The sequence below is a fragment of the Kluyvera genomosp. 3 genome (genome assembly GCF_011765685.1).
In the GTDB taxonomy this organism is placed as follows: domain Bacteria; phylum Pseudomonadota; class Gammaproteobacteria; order Enterobacterales; family Enterobacteriaceae; genus Kluyvera; species Kluyvera georgiana_A.
The window spans coordinates 458,008-480,825 of the sequence record NZ_CP050321.1 but is presented as its reverse complement, the minus strand read 5'-3'; the positions used below and the strand labels follow the sequence as shown (position 1 = coordinate 480,825).

Annotated in this window: 20 protein-coding genes; 9 read left to right on the top strand and 11 right to left on the bottom strand. The window is 56.5% G+C overall.

The genetic code is table 11. The features are described from left to right. Positions 1–61 precede the first annotated feature (61 nt). The 7 genes from aroB to GY169_RS02170 all read right to left on the bottom strand — a co-directional run bounded on the left by aroB (position 62) and on the right by GY169_RS02170 (position 5,303). Positions 62–1,156: a 3-dehydroquinate synthase gene (gene aroB, locus GY169_RS02195; RefSeq protein ID WP_163446694.1), complete on the bottom strand. Its 1,095-nt coding sequence runs from the start codon at positions 1,154–1,156 to the stop codon at positions 62–64. Between the two features lie 58 nt (positions 1,157–1,214). Beyond that, on the bottom strand, positions 1,215–1,736 hold the full coding sequence (gene aroK, locus GY169_RS02190; protein ID WP_035892101.1) for a shikimate kinase AroK: 522 nt from the start codon (positions 1,734–1,736) through the stop codon (positions 1,215–1,217). A 280-nt stretch (positions 1,737–2,016) separates the two neighbouring features. Continuing rightward, on the bottom strand, positions 2,017–3,237 hold the full coding sequence (gene hofQ, locus GY169_RS02185; protein WP_223882165.1) for a DNA uptake porin HofQ: 1,221 nt from the start codon (positions 3,235–3,237) through the stop codon (positions 2,017–2,019). Beyond that, on the bottom strand, positions 3,125–3,565 hold the full coding sequence (locus GY169_RS23340; protein WP_163446696.1) for a HofP DNA utilization family protein: 441 nt from the start codon (positions 3,563–3,565) through the stop codon (positions 3,125–3,127). Before GY169_RS23340 ends, hofQ begins: the two co-directional genes overlap by 113 nt. Beyond that, positions 3,555–4,019, bottom strand: coding sequence for a hypothetical protein (locus tag GY169_RS02180; RefSeq protein ID WP_167574912.1), 465 nt, complete (start codon positions 4,017–4,019; stop codon positions 3,555–3,557). The genes GY169_RS23340 and GY169_RS02180 overlap by 11 nt, the downstream gene beginning before the upstream one ends. After that, the gene (locus GY169_RS02175; RefSeq protein ID WP_167574911.1) at positions 4,006–4,542 is read right to left on the bottom strand and encodes a PilN domain-containing protein; all 537 of its coding nucleotides are present in this window, start codon (positions 4,540–4,542) and stop codon (positions 4,006–4,008) included. Before GY169_RS02175 ends, GY169_RS02180 begins: the two co-directional genes overlap by 14 nt. Further along, positions 4,542–5,303 carry a pilus assembly protein gene (locus tag GY169_RS02170; protein ID WP_167574910.1) on the bottom strand — a complete coding sequence of 254 codons (762 nt, stop codon included), beginning with the start codon at positions 5,301–5,303 and terminating at the stop codon, positions 4,542–4,544. Before GY169_RS02170 ends, GY169_RS02175 begins: the two co-directional genes overlap by 1 nt. A 119-nt stretch (positions 5,304–5,422) precedes the next feature. On the opposite strand from GY169_RS02170, the gene mrcA reads away from it, so the two are divergent. Next, a complete protein-coding gene (gene mrcA / locus GY169_RS02165) occupies positions 5,423–7,975 on the top strand; it encodes a peptidoglycan glycosyltransferase/peptidoglycan DD-transpeptidase MrcA (RefSeq protein WP_163446705.1) in 2,553 nt (850 codons plus the stop codon). A 61-nt stretch (positions 7,976–8,036) separates the two neighbouring features. Here mrcA and nudE read toward each other — a convergent pair whose 3' ends face one another. Continuing rightward, a complete protein-coding gene (nudE, locus tag GY169_RS02160; RefSeq protein ID WP_064541497.1) occupies positions 8,037–8,600 on the bottom strand; it encodes an ADP compounds hydrolase NudE in 564 nt (187 codons plus the stop codon). A 305-nt stretch (positions 8,601–8,905) separates the two neighbouring features. Between nudE and GY169_RS02155 the strand changes: the two genes are divergently transcribed. From GY169_RS02155 to hslO, 4 genes are all read left to right on the top strand, one after another. Beyond that, positions 8,906–11,053 (top strand): intracellular growth attenuator family protein, encoded by a 2,148-nt coding sequence (locus GY169_RS02155; protein ID WP_167574909.1) that lies wholly within the window; start codon positions 8,906–8,908, stop codon positions 11,051–11,053. Between the two features lie 66 nt (positions 11,054–11,119). Next, a complete protein-coding gene (gene yrfG, locus GY169_RS02150; protein ID WP_163446708.1) occupies positions 11,120–11,797 on the top strand; it encodes a GMP/IMP nucleotidase in 678 nt (225 codons plus the stop codon). 2 nt (positions 11,798–11,799) lie between these two features. After that, positions 11,800–12,201: a ribosome-associated heat shock protein Hsp15 gene (gene hslR / locus GY169_RS02145; protein ID WP_163446710.1), complete on the top strand. Its 402-nt coding sequence runs from the start codon at positions 11,800–11,802 to the stop codon at positions 12,199–12,201. A gap of 23 nt (positions 12,202–12,224) precedes the next feature. Then, entirely contained in the window at positions 12,225–13,103 is an 879-nt protein-coding gene (hslO, locus tag GY169_RS02140) for an Hsp33 family molecular chaperone HslO (protein ID WP_167574908.1), read from the top strand. A 65-nt stretch (positions 13,104–13,168) separates the two neighbouring features. Here the strand turns inward: hslO and GY169_RS02135 are convergent, their stop codons facing one another. Further along, the gene (locus GY169_RS02135; protein ID WP_167574907.1) at positions 13,169–14,887 is read right to left on the bottom strand and encodes a DUF4153 domain-containing protein; all 1,719 of its coding nucleotides are present in this window, start codon (positions 14,885–14,887) and stop codon (positions 13,169–13,171) included. Positions 14,888–15,256: 369 nt separating this feature from the next. Here GY169_RS02135 and pckA point away from each other — a divergent pair, with 369 nt between their 5' ends. Further along, positions 15,257–16,873: a phosphoenolpyruvate carboxykinase (ATP) gene (pckA, locus tag GY169_RS02130; protein ID WP_064541482.1), complete on the top strand. Its 1,617-nt coding sequence runs from the start codon at positions 15,257–15,259 to the stop codon at positions 16,871–16,873. Positions 16,874–16,953: 80 nt separating this feature from the next. Here the strand turns inward: pckA and envZ are convergent, their stop codons facing one another. Next, positions 16,954–18,306 carry a two-component system sensor histidine kinase EnvZ gene (envZ, locus tag GY169_RS02125; protein WP_163446716.1) on the bottom strand — a complete coding sequence of 451 codons (1,353 nt, stop codon included), beginning with the start codon at positions 18,304–18,306 and terminating at the stop codon, positions 16,954–16,956. Beyond that, positions 18,303–19,022: a two-component system response regulator OmpR gene (ompR, locus tag GY169_RS02120; RefSeq protein WP_001157751.1), complete on the bottom strand. Its 720-nt coding sequence runs from the start codon at positions 19,020–19,022 to the stop codon at positions 18,303–18,305. Before ompR ends, envZ begins: the two co-directional genes overlap by 4 nt. A 230-nt stretch (positions 19,023–19,252) precedes the next feature. Here ompR and greB point away from each other — a divergent pair, with 230 nt between their 5' ends. From greB to feoA, 3 genes are all read left to right on the top strand, one after another. After that, positions 19,253–19,726: a transcription elongation factor GreB gene (greB, locus tag GY169_RS02115; RefSeq protein ID WP_064541476.1), complete on the top strand. Its 474-nt coding sequence runs from the start codon at positions 19,253–19,255 to the stop codon at positions 19,724–19,726. 99 nt (positions 19,727–19,825) lie between these two features. Further along, on the top strand, positions 19,826–22,159 hold the full coding sequence (locus GY169_RS02110) for a Tex family protein (RefSeq protein WP_167574906.1): 2,334 nt from the start codon (positions 19,826–19,828) through the stop codon (positions 22,157–22,159). 417 nt (positions 22,160–22,576) lie between these two features. Then, on the top strand, positions 22,577–22,804 hold the full coding sequence (feoA, locus tag GY169_RS02105) for a ferrous iron transporter A (protein ID WP_167574905.1): 228 nt from the start codon (positions 22,577–22,579) through the stop codon (positions 22,802–22,804). Positions 22,805–22,818: the final 14 nt, after the last annotated feature.

The window sequence follows — 22,818 nt, the reverse complement described above, 5'->3', positions numbered from 1 at the left end:
TGCCACGACAATTGCACATCACCTGAAGTTAAAACACCGCGCGAACGCGGCTAGACCTTTCTTATAGTTGCGCCTGCTGAGTATCAGCAATAGCGCCAAGAACCACATCGTGGGATACGCCACCGCGTACCTCACTTTTCCCGATAGCCAACGGCAGCACTAAGCGCATTTCGCCAGCCAGGACTTTTTTATCTCGCAGCATATGCGGCAGATAGGCTTGCGCCGTCATCTCCTGCGGACCGGCGACCGGCAGACCCGCTCGCTTGAGCAGCGCGATGATACGCTGAGTATCCTGAGCGTCAAATTGGCCCAGTCGCTCAGCGGCATGAGCCGCCATCACCATACCCGCCGCCACGGCCTCGCCGTGCAGCCAGTTGCCATAGCCCATTTCGGCTTCAATGGCATGGCCAAACGTATGCCCAAGATTGAGTAAAGCACGTAACCCGGTTTCGCGCTCGTCGGCAGCGACAACATCGGCTTTCAGCTCACAACAACGGCGAATACAGTACGCCATTGCTTTTTCATCCAGCGCCATCAGCGCATCAATGTTATTTTCCAGCCAATCAAAGAACGGGGCATCCAGAATGATGCCGTACTTAATGACTTCAGCGAGGCCGGAAGAAAGTTCACGTTTCGGCAATGTTTTCAGGCAATTCAGGTCAACCACCACAGAGGCCGGCTGCCAGAATGCGCCAATCATGTTTTTGCCGAGAGGATGGTTGACCGCGGTTTTGCCGCCAACCGAAGAGTCCACCTGCGAAAGCAGAGTGGTAGGCACCTGGATAAAGCGCACGCCGCGCTGATAGCTCGCTGCCGCAAAACCGGTTAAGTCGCCAATCACACCGCCGCCCAGGGCGACAAGAGTGGTATCACGACCGTGTGGCTTTTGCAGAAGCGCGGTGAAGACGGTATCCATCACAGCCAGGCTTTTATACTGTTCGCCGTCCGGCAGAATGACGCTATCAACCTTCACGCCAGCCTGCTCGAGCACGGTTCGAACCTGGTCCAGATAAAGCGGTGCCAGCGTTTCGTTGGTGACCAGCATAACCTGATCGCCAGACTTGAGCGGTAAGAAGGAAGCTGGATCGTTAAACAAACCAGCCGCGATGGTAATCGGGTAACTACGTTCCCCGAGAGTTACTGTAAGCCTCTCCATAACGCGACGTCCACCTTAGTGACTTATATTCGCTGGCGTTCTACTTTTCTGGCCAGTATTAGTTGCTTTCCAGCATATGAATAATCTGGTTGGCGACAACTTTTGCGCTTTGATCGTCAGTGCGAATGGTGACGTCAGCAATCTCTTCGTACAGCGGATTACGTTCGTCAGCCAGCGCCTCGAGTACTTCACGCGGCGGCGTTTCGACCTGCAGCAGCGGGCGTTTTTTGTCACGCTGAGTGCGCGCTAGCTGTTTTTCAATGGTCGTTTCCAGGTAGACGACGACACCACGAGCGGAGAGACGATTGCGCGTTTCACGTGATTTTACAGAGCCACCGCCTGTCGCCAGAACAATACCCTGCTTTTCCGTTAACTCATTGATGATTTTTTCTTCGCGGTCACGGAAACCTTCTTCGCCTTCGACATCAAAGACCCAGCCCACGTCAGCGCCTGTTCGTTTCTCAATCTCTTGATCAGAATCGTAAAATTCCATATTGAGCTGTTGAGCCAGCTGGCGCCCAATAGTGCTTTTGCCGGCACCCATGGGCCCAACCAGAAAGATATTGCGTTTCTCTGCCATTTTTTTGGTACTACTAAGACTATTCGTTAATGATAAATCCGCGCCGCAGAACATCGCGCGTCGCTGGACATGAACTGAAACCTCTTATGCAATAGAGCGAGAGTCAGACTGAAAATTATCTCAATACTCCGGCTGGTTTGGCAACAGATTAAATCAGCAGACTACAGGAGAAGGAGCGGTGCGTACTGACACTCAAATCGGTACTCCTTGTATGCTAAATCTGGCCCCACGTCAAACTCGGGACACGCCTTCCCGCTGAAATTCGCCTGATTCTTCTCTGCTATTGCGCAGAAATAATACGTGGCGTGATAAACACCACCAGTTCACGTCGTTCATTATCCTTACCGTCACGGCGAAAAAGATGGCCCAACAACGGGATATCCCCAAGAAAAGGCACGCTGTCGCTGGCATTTTTATTCTTTTGGGAAAAAATACCGCCTAGCGCCAGCGTCTCACCGCTTTTTACTTCCACCTGCGTTTCAATCTCCTGCTTATCAATCGCCAGGACTTCGCCATCCGCCTGTTGTAGGACCTGGCCCGGCATGTTTTCGCTGATGTGCAGCTTCAGCCGCACGCGACCGTTCTGTAACACCGTTGGCGTCACCTCCATGCCCAGCACCGCCTCTTTAAATTCCACTGACGTCGCGCCGCTTTCCCCACTCGACACCTGATACGGAATTTCGCTCCCCTGCTTGATGCTGGCAGGCTGGAGGTGCGAGGCGAGCAGACGCGGACTGGCGATAATATCCACCTTCTGTTTCTGCTCCAATGCAGAAAGCTCCAGCTCAAGCAGACGACCATTAATGCGCCCAATGTTGAACCCGGCGCGCGTGGTGGCGTCAGCCACCGAAAGATTGCTGCTTAGCGTGGTGATTTTACCTGCGCCAACGGTGCCTTCCGCATCGGCAAGACTCCATTTCACGCCCAGCTCACGCAGGCTGGTTTCATTAATGGTGACAATATGCGCCGCCAGCTCAACCTGACCGACGGGGATATCCATCTCTTTCGCCCACGCGCTGAACGCCGGCAGATGTTCACTATCGTCACGGACAATCAGGCGGTTGGTGCGTTTGTCGACGGTCAGCGTCCCACGCGCACTCAGGAGTTTGCCTCCGGACTTTGCCAGCTCAGCGGCATCGGCATAGTGCAACACGATGCTACTGTGGCTCAGCGGCAGCGTTTGCTGACGCCGCGTTTGTTCCGCCTGCGCTCGTGCCTGCTTCTCTTCACGCCAGCGCTGCGAATAAACGTAGATCACGCTTCCTTCCTGGGTCATCACCAGCCCGCTGCTGGTGATGACCGTCTGTAGCGCCTGCTTCCACGGCAGATTACGCAACTGAAGCGAGAGCGTGCCCTGCACGTCGGGAGCTATCACCAGGTTTTTCTGTTCAAGGTCGGCCAGGCTTTGCAGCACCTGTGCCACCGGCACGTCGTCCACCACCAGCGTGACGTTTTTCGCCGGGCTCAGCAGCGGCAGAAGCAGCAGTATCAGCAGACTTATCCTTTTCATGATGGCTCGTTCCTTCTCTTTTCCATTGCCAGCGCTGCGGCTCGCAGCCCGTTCCAACGTCTACCGTCAGCTCATCCGGCGTGATGTCCGTTACACGCCACCCGGTCTTCAGTAGGGTGTCGTTTTCCAGACGTTGCCATGTCTCATCATCGCGCTGGACGATGCCCATCGTTCGTCCCCCCGCTTCAATCGTTCCACCAAAGCGCCAGAGATTGAGCTGCGCGCTGTGGCATGGATCGTCGACCGGTGCGAAAGGGTCACGCAGACCGCATAGCAGCGGAAGCGCAAGTAGAATGCCCAGTGGGATGTTAAGGTTCATGGTCATGCACCAGTCGAACGGTAAAGCGCAGCGTGCCGTTTTCCCCAGCCAGAGCAAACGCCGCCACCTGCATATCGCGCTCCGCCAGCAGTGAAAAGGTGTCAGCAACCAGCGGCCAGGGCGTATCGAGCACCAGCTCCCCTCCCTTGTCTGAAGGCTGCCAGCTCACCAGTCTGGCCCCGGCCCGCTGGAACGCCGCCGGAGAGAACGCGACGGAGGGAGGGACGGGCGACTCCACGCCTGCCTGCTGCCGAGGCAGAGACATCAGCCGATGCCAGCCCGCCACATACAGCGCATGCTGCCGCTGGCGGGCTTCCCTTTCCTTCTCGAGCGTCAGGCTGATCTGCGTCATCCTGTAAAAACACAGTCCGATGCCCACCAACACTGCCATTATCCCGGCGATACGCAGCGCGTTCAGCATTGAGACCGCTCGCCAGCCATCAGGGAGTCGCATGCGCTATCTCCTCATTAAGCTGATAGCGCACCAGCCAGCGCCCGGTACTATCACGCTGAATTTTTCCCGGCTTCGCGGGCTGAAAACCGGGCACGGTCTCCAGGCGATGTTCAAGCTCCGTCAGGGCAGGAAAACGCGTCAGCGTTGCCGAGAGCGACAGCGTGCGGTCGCGATAATCCAGTTCATTCAGCCACGCCTGAGCAGGTATGCCTTCTGCCAACGTCGTGAGGCGAGCGGACCACGCCTGTGTTGCTTGTCGGCGAGCGTGCTTTTGTGCGTTTAGCGCCTGCTGCTTTGCCCGCTCAGCTTGCGCACGTTCGCGCAACGCCAGCTGCTGAGCTATCTGCCGCTCCGCAGCAATATGCATAGCATTCACCGTCCGCACGGCTTGCCCGTTTAACCAGCAGAACAGCACCACAGCCGCGCCACACAGCCAGCATGCCGCCACGCCCGCTCCCCAGCGACGAAGCTGCCGATAAAATCGCACCCGTCGCCACGGTAGAAAATTAACGGTCTGGTTCATCACATCACCGCCCCCATCGCCAGCCCGATCGCCACCGCAAACGCGTCGCCGCCGGCAGGCAACGGCGGCTGCTTTTGCGTGACGGCACTCCAGGGGTCAAAGTAAGGGTATTGCGTTTCCTCAGCCGTGCAGCACACCAGGCGAGGCGTGGTCATCTCGAGGTGTTCGCCCAGCATGGCGGCTTCATGCAGCGCACAGCTTCCCCACCGCTCCCCGCAGGCCCACAGCCACTGCCCGTCGCTGCGCCAGAGCAGCACGGTATCCGCTTCCGTTTGCAGCGGCATAAAAGATCGCAGCGCACAGGCATCCGGCGTAATCGCCGTTACCTGAAGACGCAGGCGGCGCGCCAGATGCTGTAATCGCGCGACGTCGTGCTGCTGCGCGGCGGTGACGTTCCAGCATCCCTGCGGCTCCGCCAGATGGTAATCAAAGCACAGCGCCTGCGCGGGCATCTCAAGTTGCTGAGACATCGCGCTGGCAATCCACTGGTTTTGCTCATTTTCTCGCAATGCGATCGCCGCACGAGGCAGGCTTTTTTGTAACGTTCTATTGGCAGGAAACGCGATACTTACCGCATGCCGCCAGGGAAGTTCATGGCGCCATGGCGAGAGGGCGGCGAACAGCGCATCGTCATCGGAGGAAGCCAGCGGCAGTTGCCACCAGCGGCGCAACGACCAGCCCTGACGGGCGCGCTGGAGAGCAACGATAAAAATATTATCTTGCTGAATATGCAGACCCATTTGCCAACAGTTGAAAGCCATTTCACGATTATCCTTACGTCACCGCAGGGTGACAGCTATATCAATGAATCAGGCTTGCCTTTATACTACCGCGCGTTTGTTTATAAACTGCCCAAATGACACTCAATGGGAAATCTCCGGTGAAGTTCGTAAAGTATTTATTCATCCTTGCAGTCTGTTGCATTCTGCTGGGAGCAGGCTCGATTTATGGCCTCTACAAATATATTGAGCCGCAGCTGCCAGACGTCGCTACGCTCAGAGACGTGCGCCTGCAGGTGCCCATGCAGGTCTATAGCGCAGACGGCGAGCTCATCGCACAGTACGGCGAAAAACGCCGTATCCCGATGACACTTAGCCAGATCCCGCCGCAGATGGTGAAGGCGTTCATTGCCACCGAAGATAGCCGCTTCTACGAGCACCACGGGATTGACCCGATTGGTATCTTCCGTGCGGCCAGCGTCGCGCTGGTGAACGGCCACGCCTCTCAGGGGGCCAGTACCATTACTCAGCAGCTGGCGCGTAACTTCTTCCTTAGCCCTGAAAAGACGCTGATGCGTAAAATTAAGGAAGCGTTCCTGGCTATTCGCATCGAGCAGTTGCTGAGCAAAGATGAAATTCTCGAGCTGTATCTGAACAAGATCTACCTCGGCTACCGCGCTTACGGCGTGGGGGCGGCGGCGCAGGTTTACTTCGGTAAGCCAGCCGACCAGTTGAGCCTCAGTGAAATGGCGGTGATTGCCGGTCTGCCGAAAGCGCCGTCCACCTTTAACCCGCTTTATTCGCTGGACCGCGCCACCGCGCGTCGCAACGTGGTGCTGTCGCGTATGCTGAGTGAAGGCTATATCACTCAGGCGCAGTACGATCAGGCGCGCAGCGAAGCCATTGACGCCAACTATCACGCGCCGGAAATCGCCTTCTCCGCGCCGTATCTCACCGAGATGGTGCGTCAGGATATGGTGAAACAATACGGCGAACAGGCCTACGAAGACGGCTACCGTGTTTACACCACCATCACGCGCAAAAATCAGCAGGCGGCCCAGCAGGCGCTGCGTAATAACGTGATGGATTACGATATGCGCCACGGCTACCGCGGCCCGGCCAACGTGCTGTGGAAAGCGGGTGAAGCGCCCTGGGACAGTAAAAAAATTCGTGCCTCGCTGCGTCCGCTGCCGTCTTACGGCCCGCTGTTGCCCGCCGTGGTGACAGCCGCGAATCCGCAGGAAGCGACGGTAGAACTGGCCGACGGTACTTCGGTGTCGATAAGCATGGAAGGTATGCGCTGGGCGCGTCCTTATCGTTCCGACACCGCGCAGGGCCCAACCCCGCGTAAGGTGACAGACGTGGTACAGGCTGGGCAGCAAATTTGGGTCCGTCAGAACGGCGACAGCTGGTGGCTGGCGCAGGTACCGGACGTCAATTCCGCGCTGGTGTCGATTAACCCGAAAAATGGCGCCATCATCGCGCTGGTGGGCGGCTTCGACTTCAACCAGAGCAAGTTCAACCGTGCGACTCAGGCGTTGCGTCAGGTTGGTTCCAACATCAAGCCCTTCCTCTACACCGCCGCAATGGATAAAGGCTTAACGCTGGCCAGTATGCTCAACGACGTGCCTATCTCCCGTTGGGATGCCGGCGCCGGTTCAGACTGGCAGCCGAAAAACTCCCCGGCAGAGTACGCGGGCCCTATTCGCCTGCGTCAGGGTCTGGGGCAGTCGAAGAACGTAGTGATGGTGCGCGCGATGCGAGCGATGGGCGTGGATTATGCGGCAGAATATCTGCAGCGTTTTGGCTTCCCGGCGGAAAACATCGTGCATACCGAATCGCTGGCGTTAGGTTCCGCCTCGTTCACGCCGCTACAGGTTGCGCGTGGCTACGCGGTGATGGCGAACGGCGGCTTCCTGGTTGATCCTTATTACATCAGCAAAATTGAAAACGATCAGGGCGGCGTGCTTTTTGAAGCGAAGCCGAAAATTGCCTGTGCCGAGTGCAACCTGCCGGTAATCTACGGTGATACGCCGAAGTCGAACGTGCTGGAGAATCAGGACGTGGAAGACGTCGCCATCTCGCAGACCCCGCAAAACGCCACCGTTCCAATGCCGGAACTGGAGCAGGCAAACCAGCAGTTGGTGGCTCAGAGCGGCGGTCAGGAGTATGCGCCGCACGTGATTAACACCCCGCTGGCGTTCCTGATTAAGAGCGCGCTGAATACCAACATCTTCGGCGAGCCGGGCTGGCAGGGTACCGGCTGGCGCGCAGGCCGCGACCTGGGTCGTCACGATATCGGCGGTAAGACCGGGACCACCAACAGTTCGAAAGATGCCTGGTTCTCTGGCTACGGGCCGGATGTGGTCACCTCAGTGTGGATTGGCTTTGACGATCATCGTCGCGATCTGGGGCGCACAACCGCCTCTGGCGCGATCAAAGATCAGATTTCCGGTTACGAAGGCGGCGCGAAGAGCGCGCAGCCAGCCTGGGATGCGTTTATGAAACAGGTGCTGGCGGGCGTGCCGGAACAGCCGCTGACGCCGCCACCGGGCGTGGTGACGGTCAACATCGACCGCAGCACCGGGCAGCTTGCCAACGGTGGCAGCAGCCGCCAGGAGTACTTCATTGACGGAACGCAGCCGACACAACAGGCGGTTCACGAGGTGGGGACTGAAGTGATTGATAACGGGGAAACCCACGAGTTGTTCTGATGTCGTGGCGGAATTTCCGCTGTCCATCAGACGAATAAAAAAGGCGCCGCTGGCGCCTTTTTTATGACAATCTGCCCTGGGCCTTCAGCCACTCTCGAAGCAGGAACAGCGCGCTGACGTTACGCGCTTCGTTAAAGTCAGGATCGTCGAGCAGATCCATCAGGTTAGCCAGCGGCCAGCGTACCTGCGGCAACGGTTCCGGCTCATCACCCGGCAGCGATTCTGGATACAGATTTTCCGCCACCACGATGTTCATTTTGCTGGAGAAGTAGGATGGCGCCATGCTCAGTTTTTTCAGAAACGTTAGCTCATGCGCGCCAAAACCCACCTCTTCTTTCAGCTCACGGTTTGCCGCCTGCATCACCGTTTCGCCTGGGTCAATCAGCCCTTTGGAAAAGCCCAGCTCGTAGGATTCGGTACCCACCGCGTATTCACGAATCAGAATAATATGGTCGTCGACAATCGGCACAATCATGACCGCTTCACGTGAGGACGGTTTCATACGTTCATAAACGCGACGAACGCCGTTGCTGAACTCCAGGTCAACGCTTTCCACATTAAACAGGCGAGATTGCGCCACGGTTTCAACATGCAGGATGGTAGGTTTCTGTAATGATTTGCTCATTGGGCCGGGTCTTTGCAGTGGTGACTTTTATCATTGTGCGATAGCGATGAGGTTCCGGCAATGTATAAAGCGTTTTATTTACATCATTGCAACCTTTATCCACCCATCTCTCATTTCTGGATAAATGTCAAGAGCTTGAATTGCAATTGAGAATTTACTGATACTCGTCAGAGGATGGGTTTGTTATGCTTACGTTTTGCGAGAGTCTATAAACTCTTTATAGTACCTCTGTAATACGTGCCGATGGTTTATAAGAAAAGCGGGCGACTCAAGAGACCTCTAAGAAAAAGTATGATGGGAAAAGCATGGGCACATTGATGATCTTTACCGTAGCGATACTGATCTGCGCCGTGCTGGTCGGTTGGCTCTTGCGTAAAAGAACAAAACGCCTTCAATTACCGTGGCTGCACCTTTTTCCGGGCGCAACCACGCGGAAACTGACCGATGAAGAGCGCCAGGGCGTTGAAAACTATCTGGGCGATCTGAACCGCGATTTGCAGGTTCCGGCGTCCGGCTCAACGATCGCGCCTACGGCGCTGACGCTCAATGCGCAAAGCGGGACCGTGTTCACGCTGACTCGCGCGATCACGCGCTACGGTATTACCACCGACGACCCGAATAAATGGCGCTATTTCCTCGACTCCGTGGAAGTACACCTGCCGCCATTCTGGGAACAACATATTACCGATGAAAACAGCATTGAGCTTATCGTCACCGACGATATGCCACTGGTCATCGGGCTCAACGGCCATTCACTTAAGTCCTACTCGCAAGAGAGCCATAATTTCGCGCTGGAGTCGACCACATCAACGCAAGCCTCGATTCGTGGTGAAGAAAGCGAACAAATTGAACTACTTAACATTCGCCAGGAAACCCATGAAGAACACGCGCTAAGCCGCCCCGACGGGCTGCGCGAAGCGCTGCTCATTGCCGCGGCGTTTTTGCTGTTTTACTGCAGCCTGATTGCCCCGTCGGTGTTTACCCCGTGGGTACTGGGCGGTGCGGTGCTGCTGCTCGCGGGCGGGCTATGGGGACTGTTTGCTCCTCCTACCAAATCCTCTCTGCGCGAGATCCACTGTCTGCGCGGCACCCCCAAGCGTTGGGGCCTGTTTGGCGAAAACGATCAGGAACAGATCAACAACATCTCACTCGGCATTATCGACCTCATCTACCCACGTCACTGGCAGCCTTTTGTGGCACAGGATCTGGGGCAGAAAACGGATATCGATATCTACCTCGACCGACACGTTGTCCGTCAGGGGCGTTTCCTCTCGCTGCATGATGAAGTCAAAAACTTCCCTCTACAGCACTGGCTGCGCAGCGCAGTCATCGCTGGCGGCGCGTTGCTGGTGGCGATCATGATGTGGGTGAGCGTGCCGCTGAATATGCCGTTTAAGTTTACGATTTCATGGCTGAAAGGCGCGCAAACCGTAGAAGCCAAAGACGTTCGCCAGTTGACGCAGGCAGGCGTACGCGTAGGCGACACGCTGCAACTGAGCGGCATCGGGATGTGCAACATTCACTCACCCGGTACGTGGACGGCACAGGAAAGTTCGCCATTCCTGCCATTCGACTGCTCGCAGATTATCTGGAACGATGCGCCGCGTCTGCCGCTGCCTGAATCCGAAACCGTCAGTAAAGCCACCGCGCTGGTACAAGCGGTCAATCGTCAACTGCATCCTTCTGCGGACGATGATTCCCGCGTCAGCCCCGCGCTGCGTTCCGCCATTCAGAAATCCGGGATGGTCCTGCTGGATGACTTCGCCGATATTGTGCTGAAAACGAAAGATCTGTGCTCAGCGGCCGACGACTGCGTGCGGCTGAAGAATGCGCTGGTCAACCTTGGCAACACCCGCGACTGGGATGCGCTGGTGAAGCGCGCCAACTCCGGTAAGCTCGACGGCGTTAACGTCCTGCTGCGCCCGGTCAGCGCCGAATCGCTGGATAACCTGGTAGAGACCTCTACCGCCCCGTTTATTCTGCGCGAAACCGCGCGCGCGGCGCAGGCGCTCAACAGCCCGGCGCCGGGCGGTTTCCTCATCACCAGCGATGAAGGCAGCGACTTTGTGACCCAGCCGTACCCAACCACCAGCCTGTACGACTACCCTGCACGCGAGCAGTGGAACGAGTTCCAGCGTCTGGCGGGTATGCTGATGCACACCCCGTTCCACGCCGAAGGTATCGTGACAAATCTCTATACCGATGCCAACGGCACCCAGCACATCAACCTGCACCGCATGCCGGACAGCAGCGGGTTGTGGCACTATCTGGCCACCACGCTGCTGATGCTGGCGATGATTGTCTGCACAATTTACAACGGCATTCAGGCGCTGCGCCGCTACCATCGCCATCGGGAACGTCTGACCGAAATCCAGAAATACTACGAAAGCTGCATCAATCCGGTTCTGCTTTCGTCACCGGATGACTTTAAGTCCGATTTTCCGACCCACTAGCCGCCTCACCCGTCGCGACAGAGTTATGTTACTCTGTCGCGCATTTCTTCCGTCTGGAGACTCAGCATGCATTTCGACATCGCCTGGCAAGAGGTTGATACCGTACTTCTGGACATGGACGGCACGCTCCTCGACCTCGCCTTCGACAGCTATTTCTGGCAAAAGCTGGTACCGGAAACCTACGGCGCTAAGCATGGCATCAGCGTACAGGCGGCGCAGGAAGCCATCCGCCAGGAGTACCACGCGGTGCAACATACGCTAAACTGGTACTGTCTGGACTACTGGAGCGAGCGACTGGGTCTGGATATCTGCTCGATGACCAGCGAGCAGGGGCCGCGCGCGGTGCTGCGTGATGATACCGTCCCCTTCCTGAATGCGCTGAAAGCCAGTGGCAAACGCCGTATCTTGCTGACTAACGCACATCCACACAACCTGGCGGTGAAGCTGGAACACACGGGTCTCGACGCACACCTTGATTTATTACTTTCCACCCATACATTTGGTTATCCGAAAGAGGATCAGCGGTTATGGCAGGCTGTGGCGGAAAAGACGGGACTGAAAGCCGAACGCACGCTGTTCATCGACGATAGCGAGGCGATTCTGGATGCCGCCGCACGCTTTGGGATTCGCTATTGCCTCGGCGTCACTAACCCCGATTCGGGCATGGCGGAAAAAGCGTATCTGCGTCATCCCGCACTTAACGATTACCGTCGTCTGATCCCCTCACTGCACGTGAAGGAGTGACCATGAAAGAGAAGCCCACTGACGGCGTCAGGCTGGATAAGTGGCTCTGGGCCGCGCGTTTTTATAAGACCCGCGCCCTGGCACGCGAAATGATTGAAGGCGGTAAAGTTCATTATAACGGGCAGCGTTCCAAGCCCAGTAAAGTTGTCGAACTGAACGCCCAATTGACGCTACGTCAGGGAAATGACGAACGCACCGTAGTGGTGAAAGCCATTACCGAGCAGCGCCGCCCCGCGACGGAGGCCGTCACCCTGTATGAAGAGACGGCGGAAAGTATCGAAAAGCGCGAAAAAGTCGCTCTGGCGCGCAAGCTAAATGCGCTGACCATGCCGCATCCGGACAGAAGGCCGGATAAAAAAGAGCGGCGCGACCTGATGAGATTTAAATACGGCGACAGTGAATAACTGCCACCCCAAGAGAGAATATTATGACTCAACACGATCAATTACATCGCTATCTGTTTGAAAACTATGCCGTACGTGGCGAACTGGTCACCGTATCCGAAACGCTCGAACAGATTCTGGCAGGCCACAACTACCCGCAGCCGGTAAAAAACGTGCTGGCGGAGCTGCTGGTTGCCACCAGCCTGCTGACCGCGACGCTGAAGTTTGAAGGCGATATTACCGTTCAGCTGCAGGGCGATGGCCCGATGACGCTGGCGGTGATTAACGGTAACAACCACCAGCAGCTGCGCGGCGTAGCCCGTGTACAGGGTGAGATCCCAGCGGATGCCGACCTGAAAACACTGATCGGCAACGGCTATCTGGTGATTACCATTACCCCAGCCGAAGGTGAACGTTATCAGGGCGTGGTCGGTCTGGAAGGCGATACGCTGGCGGCATGCCTGGAAGATTACTTCCAGCGTTCCGAACAGCTGCCTACTCGTCTGATTATCCGTACCGGTGAGTCTGAGGGTAAACCAGCCGCAGGCGGTATGTTATTGCAGGTGATGCCCGCGCAGAACGCCCTGGCGGACGATTTCGACCATCTGGCGGCGCTGACCGACACCATCAAGGCCGAAGAGCTGTTCACGCTGCCGGCCAACGATGTGCTGTGGCGTTTATACCACGAAGAAGAGGTGACGCTGTACGACCCGCAGGGCGTAGAGTTCAAGTGCACCTGTTCTCGCGAACGCTGTGCAGGCGCGCTGAAAACGCTGCCGGATGAAGAGATCAACAGCATTCTGGAAGAAGAAGGCGAGATCGATATGCACTGCGACTACTGCGGTAGCCACTACGTGTTTAACGCGATGGATATCTCCGAGATTCGTAATAACGCTTCTCCGGCGGATCCGCAGGTGCATTAATTCTGCCGTTCGGGACGTAGGCCTGATGCGCGTAGCGCTATCAGGCCTACTCTGATCGAATAAGTTTAGCGCCGATACTCCAGCACCACCGTTTCATCCCCCAGCGTCATATCCTGCCACGCCTTCGGCTTCGCGCCCACTTTGCCCTCTTCCGCCGCCCGTAGCAGCTTCTCTTTATTTACCCCCGCAGGCAGCGTTGCGCTGGCTTTAAACTCCCAGCCTTTTGCCCCCTGACCAAACACCAGAACGGTGCGATCGCCAAACGCGTACAGGACCTGTTCCGGCTGGCCGTCACCGTTAAGATCCTGACTGACCAGCACACAGCTATCGATGTCGCTGCAGGATTCCACCAGATAGCGGCGTTCTATAATCGCAGCCCACAGCGCGGCGTCCGGTGACTGGCTGCCAGGCGCCACGACGACGTTTTTCGCCAGCATCAGCGGCGTCAGTTTTTCTGTCGGAGTGAGATCGCCATTGAGCAGCCGCGTCAGTTGCCTCTGTCGCCTGGCGTCCTGGGTAAATTCCGGATCTTTTTGCAGTATAAGCAGCGCTTCACGCCCCGGTTTACCGCTGTGTGAAAGCATATACAGACTGACCTGATCGGCGTTAATTTTGCCCTCATGATAGCGCGCCATATGGCTATTCACGCTAATGCGCCAGCTGTCGAGAACCGGCGTATAGAGCAGTACCAGCAGCGCCAGCGCCAGTAGCGAGACCACCAGATGCACCTGGCCCATCAGCGGCGAAGGATCTTCCCGGCGGCGCAGCAGACTCAGCACATAGCCCAGCGACCAGACCAGCAAGACCACCACCACCAGCGTGCCGTGCAGGCGCTCCGACGTCCAGCCGTACTGCCCGATTCTCATCCACAGCGCCCAGCCGGCAATCGCCGCATACACCGGCGTAAGCACCATCGCCGTAATGATGAGATAGCGCAGCGGCCGTGGATAGCTCAATCGCGATTGCTGCGGCTGCCAAACCATCGCCGTCAGCAACAGCTGACTCAGCGCTAAGGTGATCAGCAGCAGTGCGGCGGACACGCGCTGCGAAATCACCGTCAGCCCGGTAAACGCCAACGTCACGAGGAACAGAATCGCCAGCAGCGAAACTAACGGCAGCAGGCCAGTAGCAAGCAGCGTCAGCAGCTTATGAATGGCGCTCACCAGCCGCACGTTCTGCCGCGCCAGAATCACCGTCAGCGCCGTTACCAGGCCAATAACGAGGTAAATAAACCATTCCGTCTCAAAGAACAGATGAGAGAAGAAGGTAATATTCGCCAGCTCAAACAGCCCGCTCCACAGCAGGAAGATGAGCCAGACCAGACCATTAGCGACGCCAATCAGCAGCAGCGTCAGCGCGTTCTGCCACTGTTGATCATAGAAATGCACATAGCGATAGCTTCCCGGATGGGGGTGGAGCTGAAACTGTATCCACGGCAAAATCATTAGCGCCATCAACAGTAAACACCAACCATAACGGAACAGGGCATCGTACTGCCGCCATGAATCATCGCCGTTGAGGTTGCTTTTCAGCCATCCGCTCATGGCGAGGACGACCGCCAGAATAACGGCCAGCCAGCCCCACAGCGCGCGCTGGCGAAACGAGATGATGCTAAACAGCAGCACAGAAGATAATGCCAGGCTGCCGGGCAATCCATAAAATATCCACCAACCAGGGTGAGGAATAAGCTCAGTCACCAGCAGGTAGCACAGCAACCCTTGTACCAGGCCGGTTAGCACCATGCCCCAGCGGGTTGGCGAGGAAAGCGGTGTCACAGTATCCATATCAGTGTCCCTGCTTCAGGATAGGGTAAATAGAGTATCTCATTGAACGAAACAGAACCGAAATACGCTGTATCGACAGGCGAGGTGAATCGATTTTTGTTCTGAAAGCATTACGTAATTTTCTTTCATAAATGCGATTACATTCACATTTACGCTGTCAATTAAACCATTTTGTAACCATTTAAGAACATTCGTGCCAAATACGCGGTGTTTCCTGTCATAATCCCTGTCGCTTCGTGACAGGAGTCACAATGTTTTCGTAAGTAAGACGTTTGTCGGGATACGTAAATCTATGAGCCTGGTCGCGGTCAACACCCCTAAAATACCCATAGAATTTATGGTAGTACATATTGGCTAAGGAGCAGTGAAATGCGCAACGGTATAACCCCGCAGGACCTCAAGGCTTATGGTATTAACGACGTACAGGATATCGTCTACAACCCCGATTACGATACATTGTATCAAGAAGAACTCGATCCTAACCTGGAAGGTTATGAGCGTGGTGTACTGACGAACCTGGGAGCAATTTCTGTCGACACCGGTATCTTTACCGGCCGTTCTCCAAAGGACAAATACATTGTTCGCGATGACACAACCCGCGACACCGTGTGGTGGTCTGATAAGGGCAACGGAAAAAATGACAATAAGCCTCTGTCACCTGAAATCTGGCAACATCTGAAAGGCCTGGTGTCAGAACAGCTGTCCGGCAAACGTCTGTTTATCATTGACGCCTTCTGCGGCGCTAATGAAGACACCCGTCTGTCCGTCCGTTTTATCACCGAGGTGGCCTGGCAGGCGCACTTCGTCAAAAACATGTTTATTCGCCCAACCGATGAAGAGCTGAAGACGTTTAAACCTGACTTTATCGTTATGAACGGCGCGAAGTGCACCAACCCGCAGTGGAAAGAACAGGGTCTCAACTCGGAAAACTTCATCGCGTTTAACCTGACGGAACGTATCCAGCTGATTGGCGGGACCTGGTACGGCGGCGAAATGAAAAAGGGTATGTTCTCCATCATGAACTACCTGCTGCCGCTGCAGGGCATTGCGTCCATGCACTGTTCCGCGAACGTCGGCGAGAAAGGCGATGTCGCCGTGTTCTTCGGCCTCTCCGGCACCGGGAAAACCACCCTGTCTACCGACCCGAAACGTCGTCTGATTGGCGATGACGAACACGGCTGGGATGACGACGGCGTGTTTAACTTTGAAGGCGGCTGCTACGCCAAAACCATTAAGCTGTCGGAAGCGGCTGAGCCGGATATCTACCACGCCATTCGCCGCGACGCGCTGCTGGAAAACGTGGTGGTGCGTGAGGACGGCAGTATCGACTTCGACGACGGCTCAAAAACCGAAAACACCCGCGTTTCCTACCCGATTTATCACATCGACAATATCGTCAAGCCGGTGTCAAAAGCGGGCCACGCGACCAAAGTTATCTTCCTGACTGCCGATGCGTTCGGCGTACTGCCGCCGGTTTCGCGCCTCACCGCCGACCAGACGCAGTACCACTTCCTGTCTGGCTTCACCGCGAAGCTGGCGGGCACCGAGCGCGGCGTCACCGAACCGACGCCAACCTTCTCCGCCTGTTTCGGCGCGGCGTTCCTGTCGCTGCACCCAACGCAGTATGCGGAAGTGCTGGTGAAACGCATGCAGGCGGCGGGCGCTCAGGCCTACCTGGTGAACACCGGCTGGAACGGCACCGGCAAACGTATCTCCATCCAGAATACGCGCGCCATCATTGATGCCATCCTCGACGGTTCGCTGGACAACGCTGAAACCTTCACCCTGCCGATGTTTAACCTGCAGATCCCAACCGCGCTGCCAGGCGTCGACACCCACATCCTCGATCCGCGTAATACCTACGGTTCGCCGGAGCAGTGGCAGGAGAAGGCCGAAACGCTGGCGAAATTGTTCAAAGAGAACTTTGAGAAATACACCGACACGCCAGCTGGCGCCGCGCTGGTCAGTGCAGGGCCGCAGCTGTAAGTACCGTTAGATTGCCCGGTGGCGCGATGCTTACCGGGCCTACAAGCAAAAACCGCCGGGGTTTTCCCCAGCGGTTTTTTTTAGCTTTCTTTGCTGCCCGATGGCATCTGGCCTGCCGGTATTGGCAACCAGGCGCGAATCAACAGCCCACCCCGCTCACTGGTGTCTAACTCCAGCAGTCCGTTGTGGTTATCAATGATGCGCTGCACAATCGCCAGCCCCAGCCCTGTTCCACTGATGGTACGGGCGCTATCGCCACGCACAAACGGCTGGAACAGATGCTTACGCTGCTCGGGCTTGATGCCCGGGCCGTCATCTTCCACCTGGAACCAGGCGCGATGCGCTTCACGACCACTGCTGACTTTAATCCAGCCGTTACCGTAACGGGCCGCGTTCACCACCATATTGGCCAGCGCGCGCTTGATGGACAGCGGATGCACACGCACCGGGATATCGCCATCCAGCAGGTTGGTGGCGATTTCACGCTCGTAGCCGCTTTCCGCTGCAATCACCTCACCGAGAACGGTGTTGAGATCGATAAACTCCAGCGGCATCTCCTGACCGGTACGCAGGTAATCAATAAACTGCTCGATGATGGCGTTGCACTCTTCGATATCTTTATTGATTGATTCAGCCAGATACCCGTCCTGCTCGCCCATCATCTCGGTTGCCAGACGAATACGCGTGAGCGGCGTACGCAGATCGTGACTGACGCCCGCCATGAGCAGCGTACGGTCATCCGACAGCTGCTTCACGCCCGCGGCCATATGGTTAAAGGCCCGGGTCACCGAACGCACCTCCGACGCGCCATACTCGCGCAGCGGCGGGGGAATAATCCCTTTACCGACCTGAAGCGCCGCGTGCTCCAGGTCGACCAGGGGTCGGTTCTGGATGCGGATAAACAGCCATGCGCCGCCTATCGCCAGCAGCATAATCGCCAGGGTGTAACGAAACAGTGGGGAGAAGTCTCCCTGATGGATCTCGGTCAGCGGCACGCGCACCCAGATATTGGGCGACAGCCAGGTCTTCAACCACACCACCGGGGAGCTTTTATTGACTTCGACGCGCACCTCGGTCGGCCCGCCGAGCTGCTGAGCCATCTGCTGACTCAGAAACTCATAGTGCTGCGCCCAGCGCAGGCCAGCCTCTTCTGCGGCTTCATCGGAATAGAGCGAAATGCCCAGTTCGCGATAGATCTCGCGGCGAAACGCCGGCGGCACGACCAGCTGCGTGCCGTCCTCCAACTGCAGTTTATCGGTCATCAGCATACGCACTTCGTAGGCTAAGACTTTATTAAACTGCTGCAGGCTGGGCAGAATCGCGAAATTCAACACCACCAGATAGGTTGTCACCAGGCTGACGAACAGCAAGGTGACAATCAGCAATAACGTGCGGGCAAATGAACTTCGTGGCGAGAAGCGCAGTCGCCTCATGCTTTAGAGCCGTCCGGGACAAACACGTAGCCCAGACCCCATACGGTCTGAATATAGCGCGGGTGCGCCGGATCTTCTTCCACCATACGGCGCAGGCGGGAGATCTGCACGTCGATGGAACGTTCCATCGCCGAGTATTCACGACCACGCGCCAGGTTCATCAGCTTGTCACGAGACAGCGGCTCGCGCGGGTGGCTCACCAGCGCTTTCAGCACCGCAAACTCACCGCTGGTCAGCGGCATCGGCTCGTCTTCACGGAACATTTCGCGGGTACCGAGGTTCAGTTTGAACTTACCAAAGGCAATAACCGCTTCTTCCTGCGAAGGCGCGCCCGGCAGTTCGTTCGCCTGACGGCGCAGCACGGCACGGATACGGGCCAGCAGTTCACGCGGGTTGAACGGTTTCGGAATGTAGTCGTCGGCGCCGATTTCCAGGCCCACGATACGGTCAACTTCTTCCCCTTTCGCCGTCACCATAATGATCGGCATCGGGTTGCTTTGGCTGCGCAGGCGGCGGCAGATGGAGAGGCCATCTTCACCCGGCAGCATGAGATCCAGCACCATCAGATGGAAGGATTCACGGGTCAGCAATCTGTCCATCTGTTCGGCGTTAGCCACGCTTCGAACCTGGAAACCCTGCTCGGTCAGATAACGCTCCAGTAACGCGCGCAGGCGCATGTCGTCATCCACAACAAGAATCTTATAATTCTCTTGCATTGTTTTTACTCCCAAAGGTTCGCAACAATTAATCAGCATGTATTCTCAAAAAAGCCTGCGCTTGCGACCAGCTAAATCTGGTATAAATTCCAGGCTAAATTGTTACAAAGCATATTTAACAGCGAGTTAAGTATACAATGAATCTTAATACACATTATTTATTCTGTCGGTATGCTCACGTAATACGTATTGTGCGCAATATTTCCTCGGCAGCCAGGTAAGCACGTAAGATGAAAACACCGTTGATCACCCGTGAAGGGTACGAAAAGCTCAAACAAGAGATGGATTATCTCTGGCGCGAAGAGCGCCCGGAGGTCACCAAAAAAGTGACCTGGGCCGCGAGCCTTGGCGATCGCAGTGAAAACGCTGACTACCAGTATAATAAAAAACGCTTAAGGGAGATTGACCGCCGCGTTCGTTATTTAACCAAGTGTCTGGAAAATCTGCGTATCGTCGATTACTCGCCGCAGCAGGAAGGCAAAGTCTTTTTTGGCGCGTGGGTAGAGATTGAAAACGACGACGGCGATACCAAGCGTTTTCGCATTGTCGGCTACGACGAGATTTTTGGCCGCAAGGACTACATTTCGATCGACTCGCCAATGGCCCGTGCGCTATTGAAAAAAGAGGTCGGCGATCTCGCGGTCGTCAACACGCCAGCGGGTGAGGCCAGCTGGTACGTAAATGCGATCGATTACGTAAAATAACGCCGGAACAATCCGAAGCCCCCGCTGATGACTGGCATTTTTGCCAGTCAATCCGTATAACTGTCCCCTGATTTTATGACCTAACAGTGAAACCAAGCCATGATGAATGATTCGCTCTGCCGCATTATTGCGGGTGAACTTCAGGCCAGAGCCGAACAGGTGGAAGCCGCCGTTCGCCTGCTTGATGAAGGGAACACCGTGCCGTTTATTGCACGTTATCGTAAGGAAATCACCGGCGGACTGGATGACACGCAACTGCGTAATCTGGAAACTCGCCTGGGGTATTTGCGTGAGCTGGAAGACCGTCGTCAGGTCATTCTGAAATCCATCGGTGAGCAGGGCAAGCTGACCGAAGCGCTGGAAAAAGCCATCAACGGCACGCTCAACAAGACCGAGCTGGAAGACCTCTACTTACCGTATAAACAGAAGCGCCGCACCCGCGGGCAAATTGCCATTGAAGCGGGTCTCGAGCCGCTGGCCGATCTGCTGTGGAGCGAACCGTCTCACGACCCGGAAACCGAGGCGGCGAAATTTATCGATGTCGATAAGGGCGTCGCGGATACCAAAGCGGCCCTCGACGGCGCGCGCTATATCCTGATGGAACGCTTCGCGGAAGATGCCGGCCTGCTGGCGAAAGTGCGCGACTACCTGTGGAAGAACGCCCACCTGGTGGCCAAAGTGGTCAGCGGTAAGGAAGAAGAAGGCGCGAAGTTCCGCGACTACTTCGACCATCACGAACCGATTTCAACCACCCCTTCCCACCGCGCGCTGGCGATGTTCCGCGGGCGCAACGAAGGTATTCTGCAACTCTCGCTCAACGCCGATCCGCAGTTCGACGAGCCGCCGAAAGAGAGCCACTGCGAACAGATTATTATCGACCACCTCGGCCTGCGCCTGAACAACGCCCCGGCGGATAGCTGGCGCAAAGGCGTGGTGAGCTGGACCTGGCGCATCAAAGTGCTGATGCACCTCGAAACCGAACTGATGGGCACCGTGCGCGAACGCGCGGAAGATGAAGCCATCAACGTCTTCGCCCGTAACCTGCACGATCTGCTGATGGCTGCACCAGCCGGTCTGCGCGCCACCATGGGCCTCGACCCTGGTCTGCGTACCGGCGTGAAGGTGGCGGTGGTGGACGGCACCGGCAAGCTGGTGGCGACGGATACCATCTACCCGCACACCGGGCAGGCGGCGAAAGCGGCGGTCGCCGTGGCGGCGCTGTGCGAAAAACACAACGTGGAGCTGGTGGCGATCGGCAACGGTACCGCCTCACGCGAAACCGAGCGTTTCTTCCTCGATGTGCAGAAACAGTTCCCGCAAGTCACCGCGCAGAAGGTGATCGTCAGCGAAGCAGGCGCGTCGGTGTATTCCGCTTCCGAACTGGCGGCGCAGGAATTCCCGGATCTCGACGTTTCCCTGCGCGGCGCGGTGTCTATCGCCCGTCGTCTGCAGGACCCACTGGCCGAGCTGGTGAAAATCGACCCGAAATCCATCGGGGTGGGCCAGTACCAGCATGACGTCAGCCAGACGCAGCTGGCGCGTAAGCTGGATGCGGTCGTCGAGGACTGCGTGAACGCCGTCGGCGTGGACTTGAACACCGCCTCCGTGCCGCTGCTGACCCGCGTCGCGGGCCTGACGCGCATGATGGCGCAGAACATCGTCGCCTGGCGCGATGAGAATGGCCAGTTCCAGAACCGCCAGCAGTTGCTGAAGGTAAGTCGTCTGGGGCCGAAAGCGTTCGAGCAGTGCGCGGGCTTCCTGCGCATCAACCACGGCGATAACCCGCTGGACGCTTCCACCGTGCACCCGGAAGCCTACCCGGTGGTTGAACGCATTCTGGCGGCCACCCAGCAGGCGCTGAAAGATCTGATGGGCAACAGCAGTGAACTTCGCGGCCTGAAAGCCTCTGAGTTTACCGACGAACGTTTTGGCGTACCGACCGTCACCGACATCATCAAAGAGCTGGAAAAACCGGGCCGCGACCCGCGTCCGGAATTTAAAACCGCGAAGTTCGCCGATGGCGTCGAAACCATGAACGACCTGCTGCCGGGAATGATCCTCGAAGGCGCGGTGACCAACGTCACCAACTTTGGCGCCTTTGTCGATATCGGCGTGCACCAGGACGGCCTGGTGCATATCTCCTCGCTGGCGGATAAATTCGTCGAAGATCCACACACCGTGGTGAAAGCAGGCGATATCGTCAAAGTGAAGGTGCTGGAGGTCGATTTGCAGCGTAAACGTATCGCCCTGACTATGCGTCTGGATGAGCAGCCGGGTGAAACCAACGCCCGTCGTGGCGGCGGTAATGACCGTCCGCAGAACAGCGGACGTCCAGCGGCGAAAGCGGCCAAGCCGCGCGGCCGCGAAGCTCAGCCTGCCGGTAACAGCGCCATGATGGACGCTTTAGCCGCAGCAATGGGTAAAAAACGCTAATCGATAAACGCCTTATCCAGCCTGCATGGGGGATAAGGCGTTTTACATCACCAGCCGTGACGCATTCGCTTCGCGCCTTATCTCGCCCTCAGTAATTAATATTTTCGCGCAACTTTTAATAATAAACTGCATCACGTTTTATTTTATTAACCAATGAAACCTTAATTAAACATTAAGCGATGTAAATATCGGTTAATTGATTTATCGCTACAATGCGTTGCTTGAGTAATATCAAAAAAAGTGCAAATAGTGCGCAAAACTCCCACCAACCGCATATTATGTATTGATGATAAAAACCATTCTCATTATCATCATTTGCAGTGCATTTTATTCTTTATTCGTTGACGATGCCCTTGCCGCCATCTGGCCGCACGCGGGCACTCCCTCGTCCAGCTAGCGATAAAATAAGTAGGTTCTATGCAATTTACACCGGATACTGCGTGGAAGATTGTTGGTTTCTCCCGCGAAATTAGCCCAGCCTATCGGCAGAAACTCCTCTCATTGGGCATGCTGCCTGGCTCATCATTCCATGTCGTTCGCGTTGCGCCCTTGGGTGACCCCATTCATATTGAAACCCGTCGCGTAAGCCTGGTACTGCGTAAAAAAGATCTCGCGCTAATCGAATTAGAACCTGTCGCGCAATGACTTCAGCCCGGTAA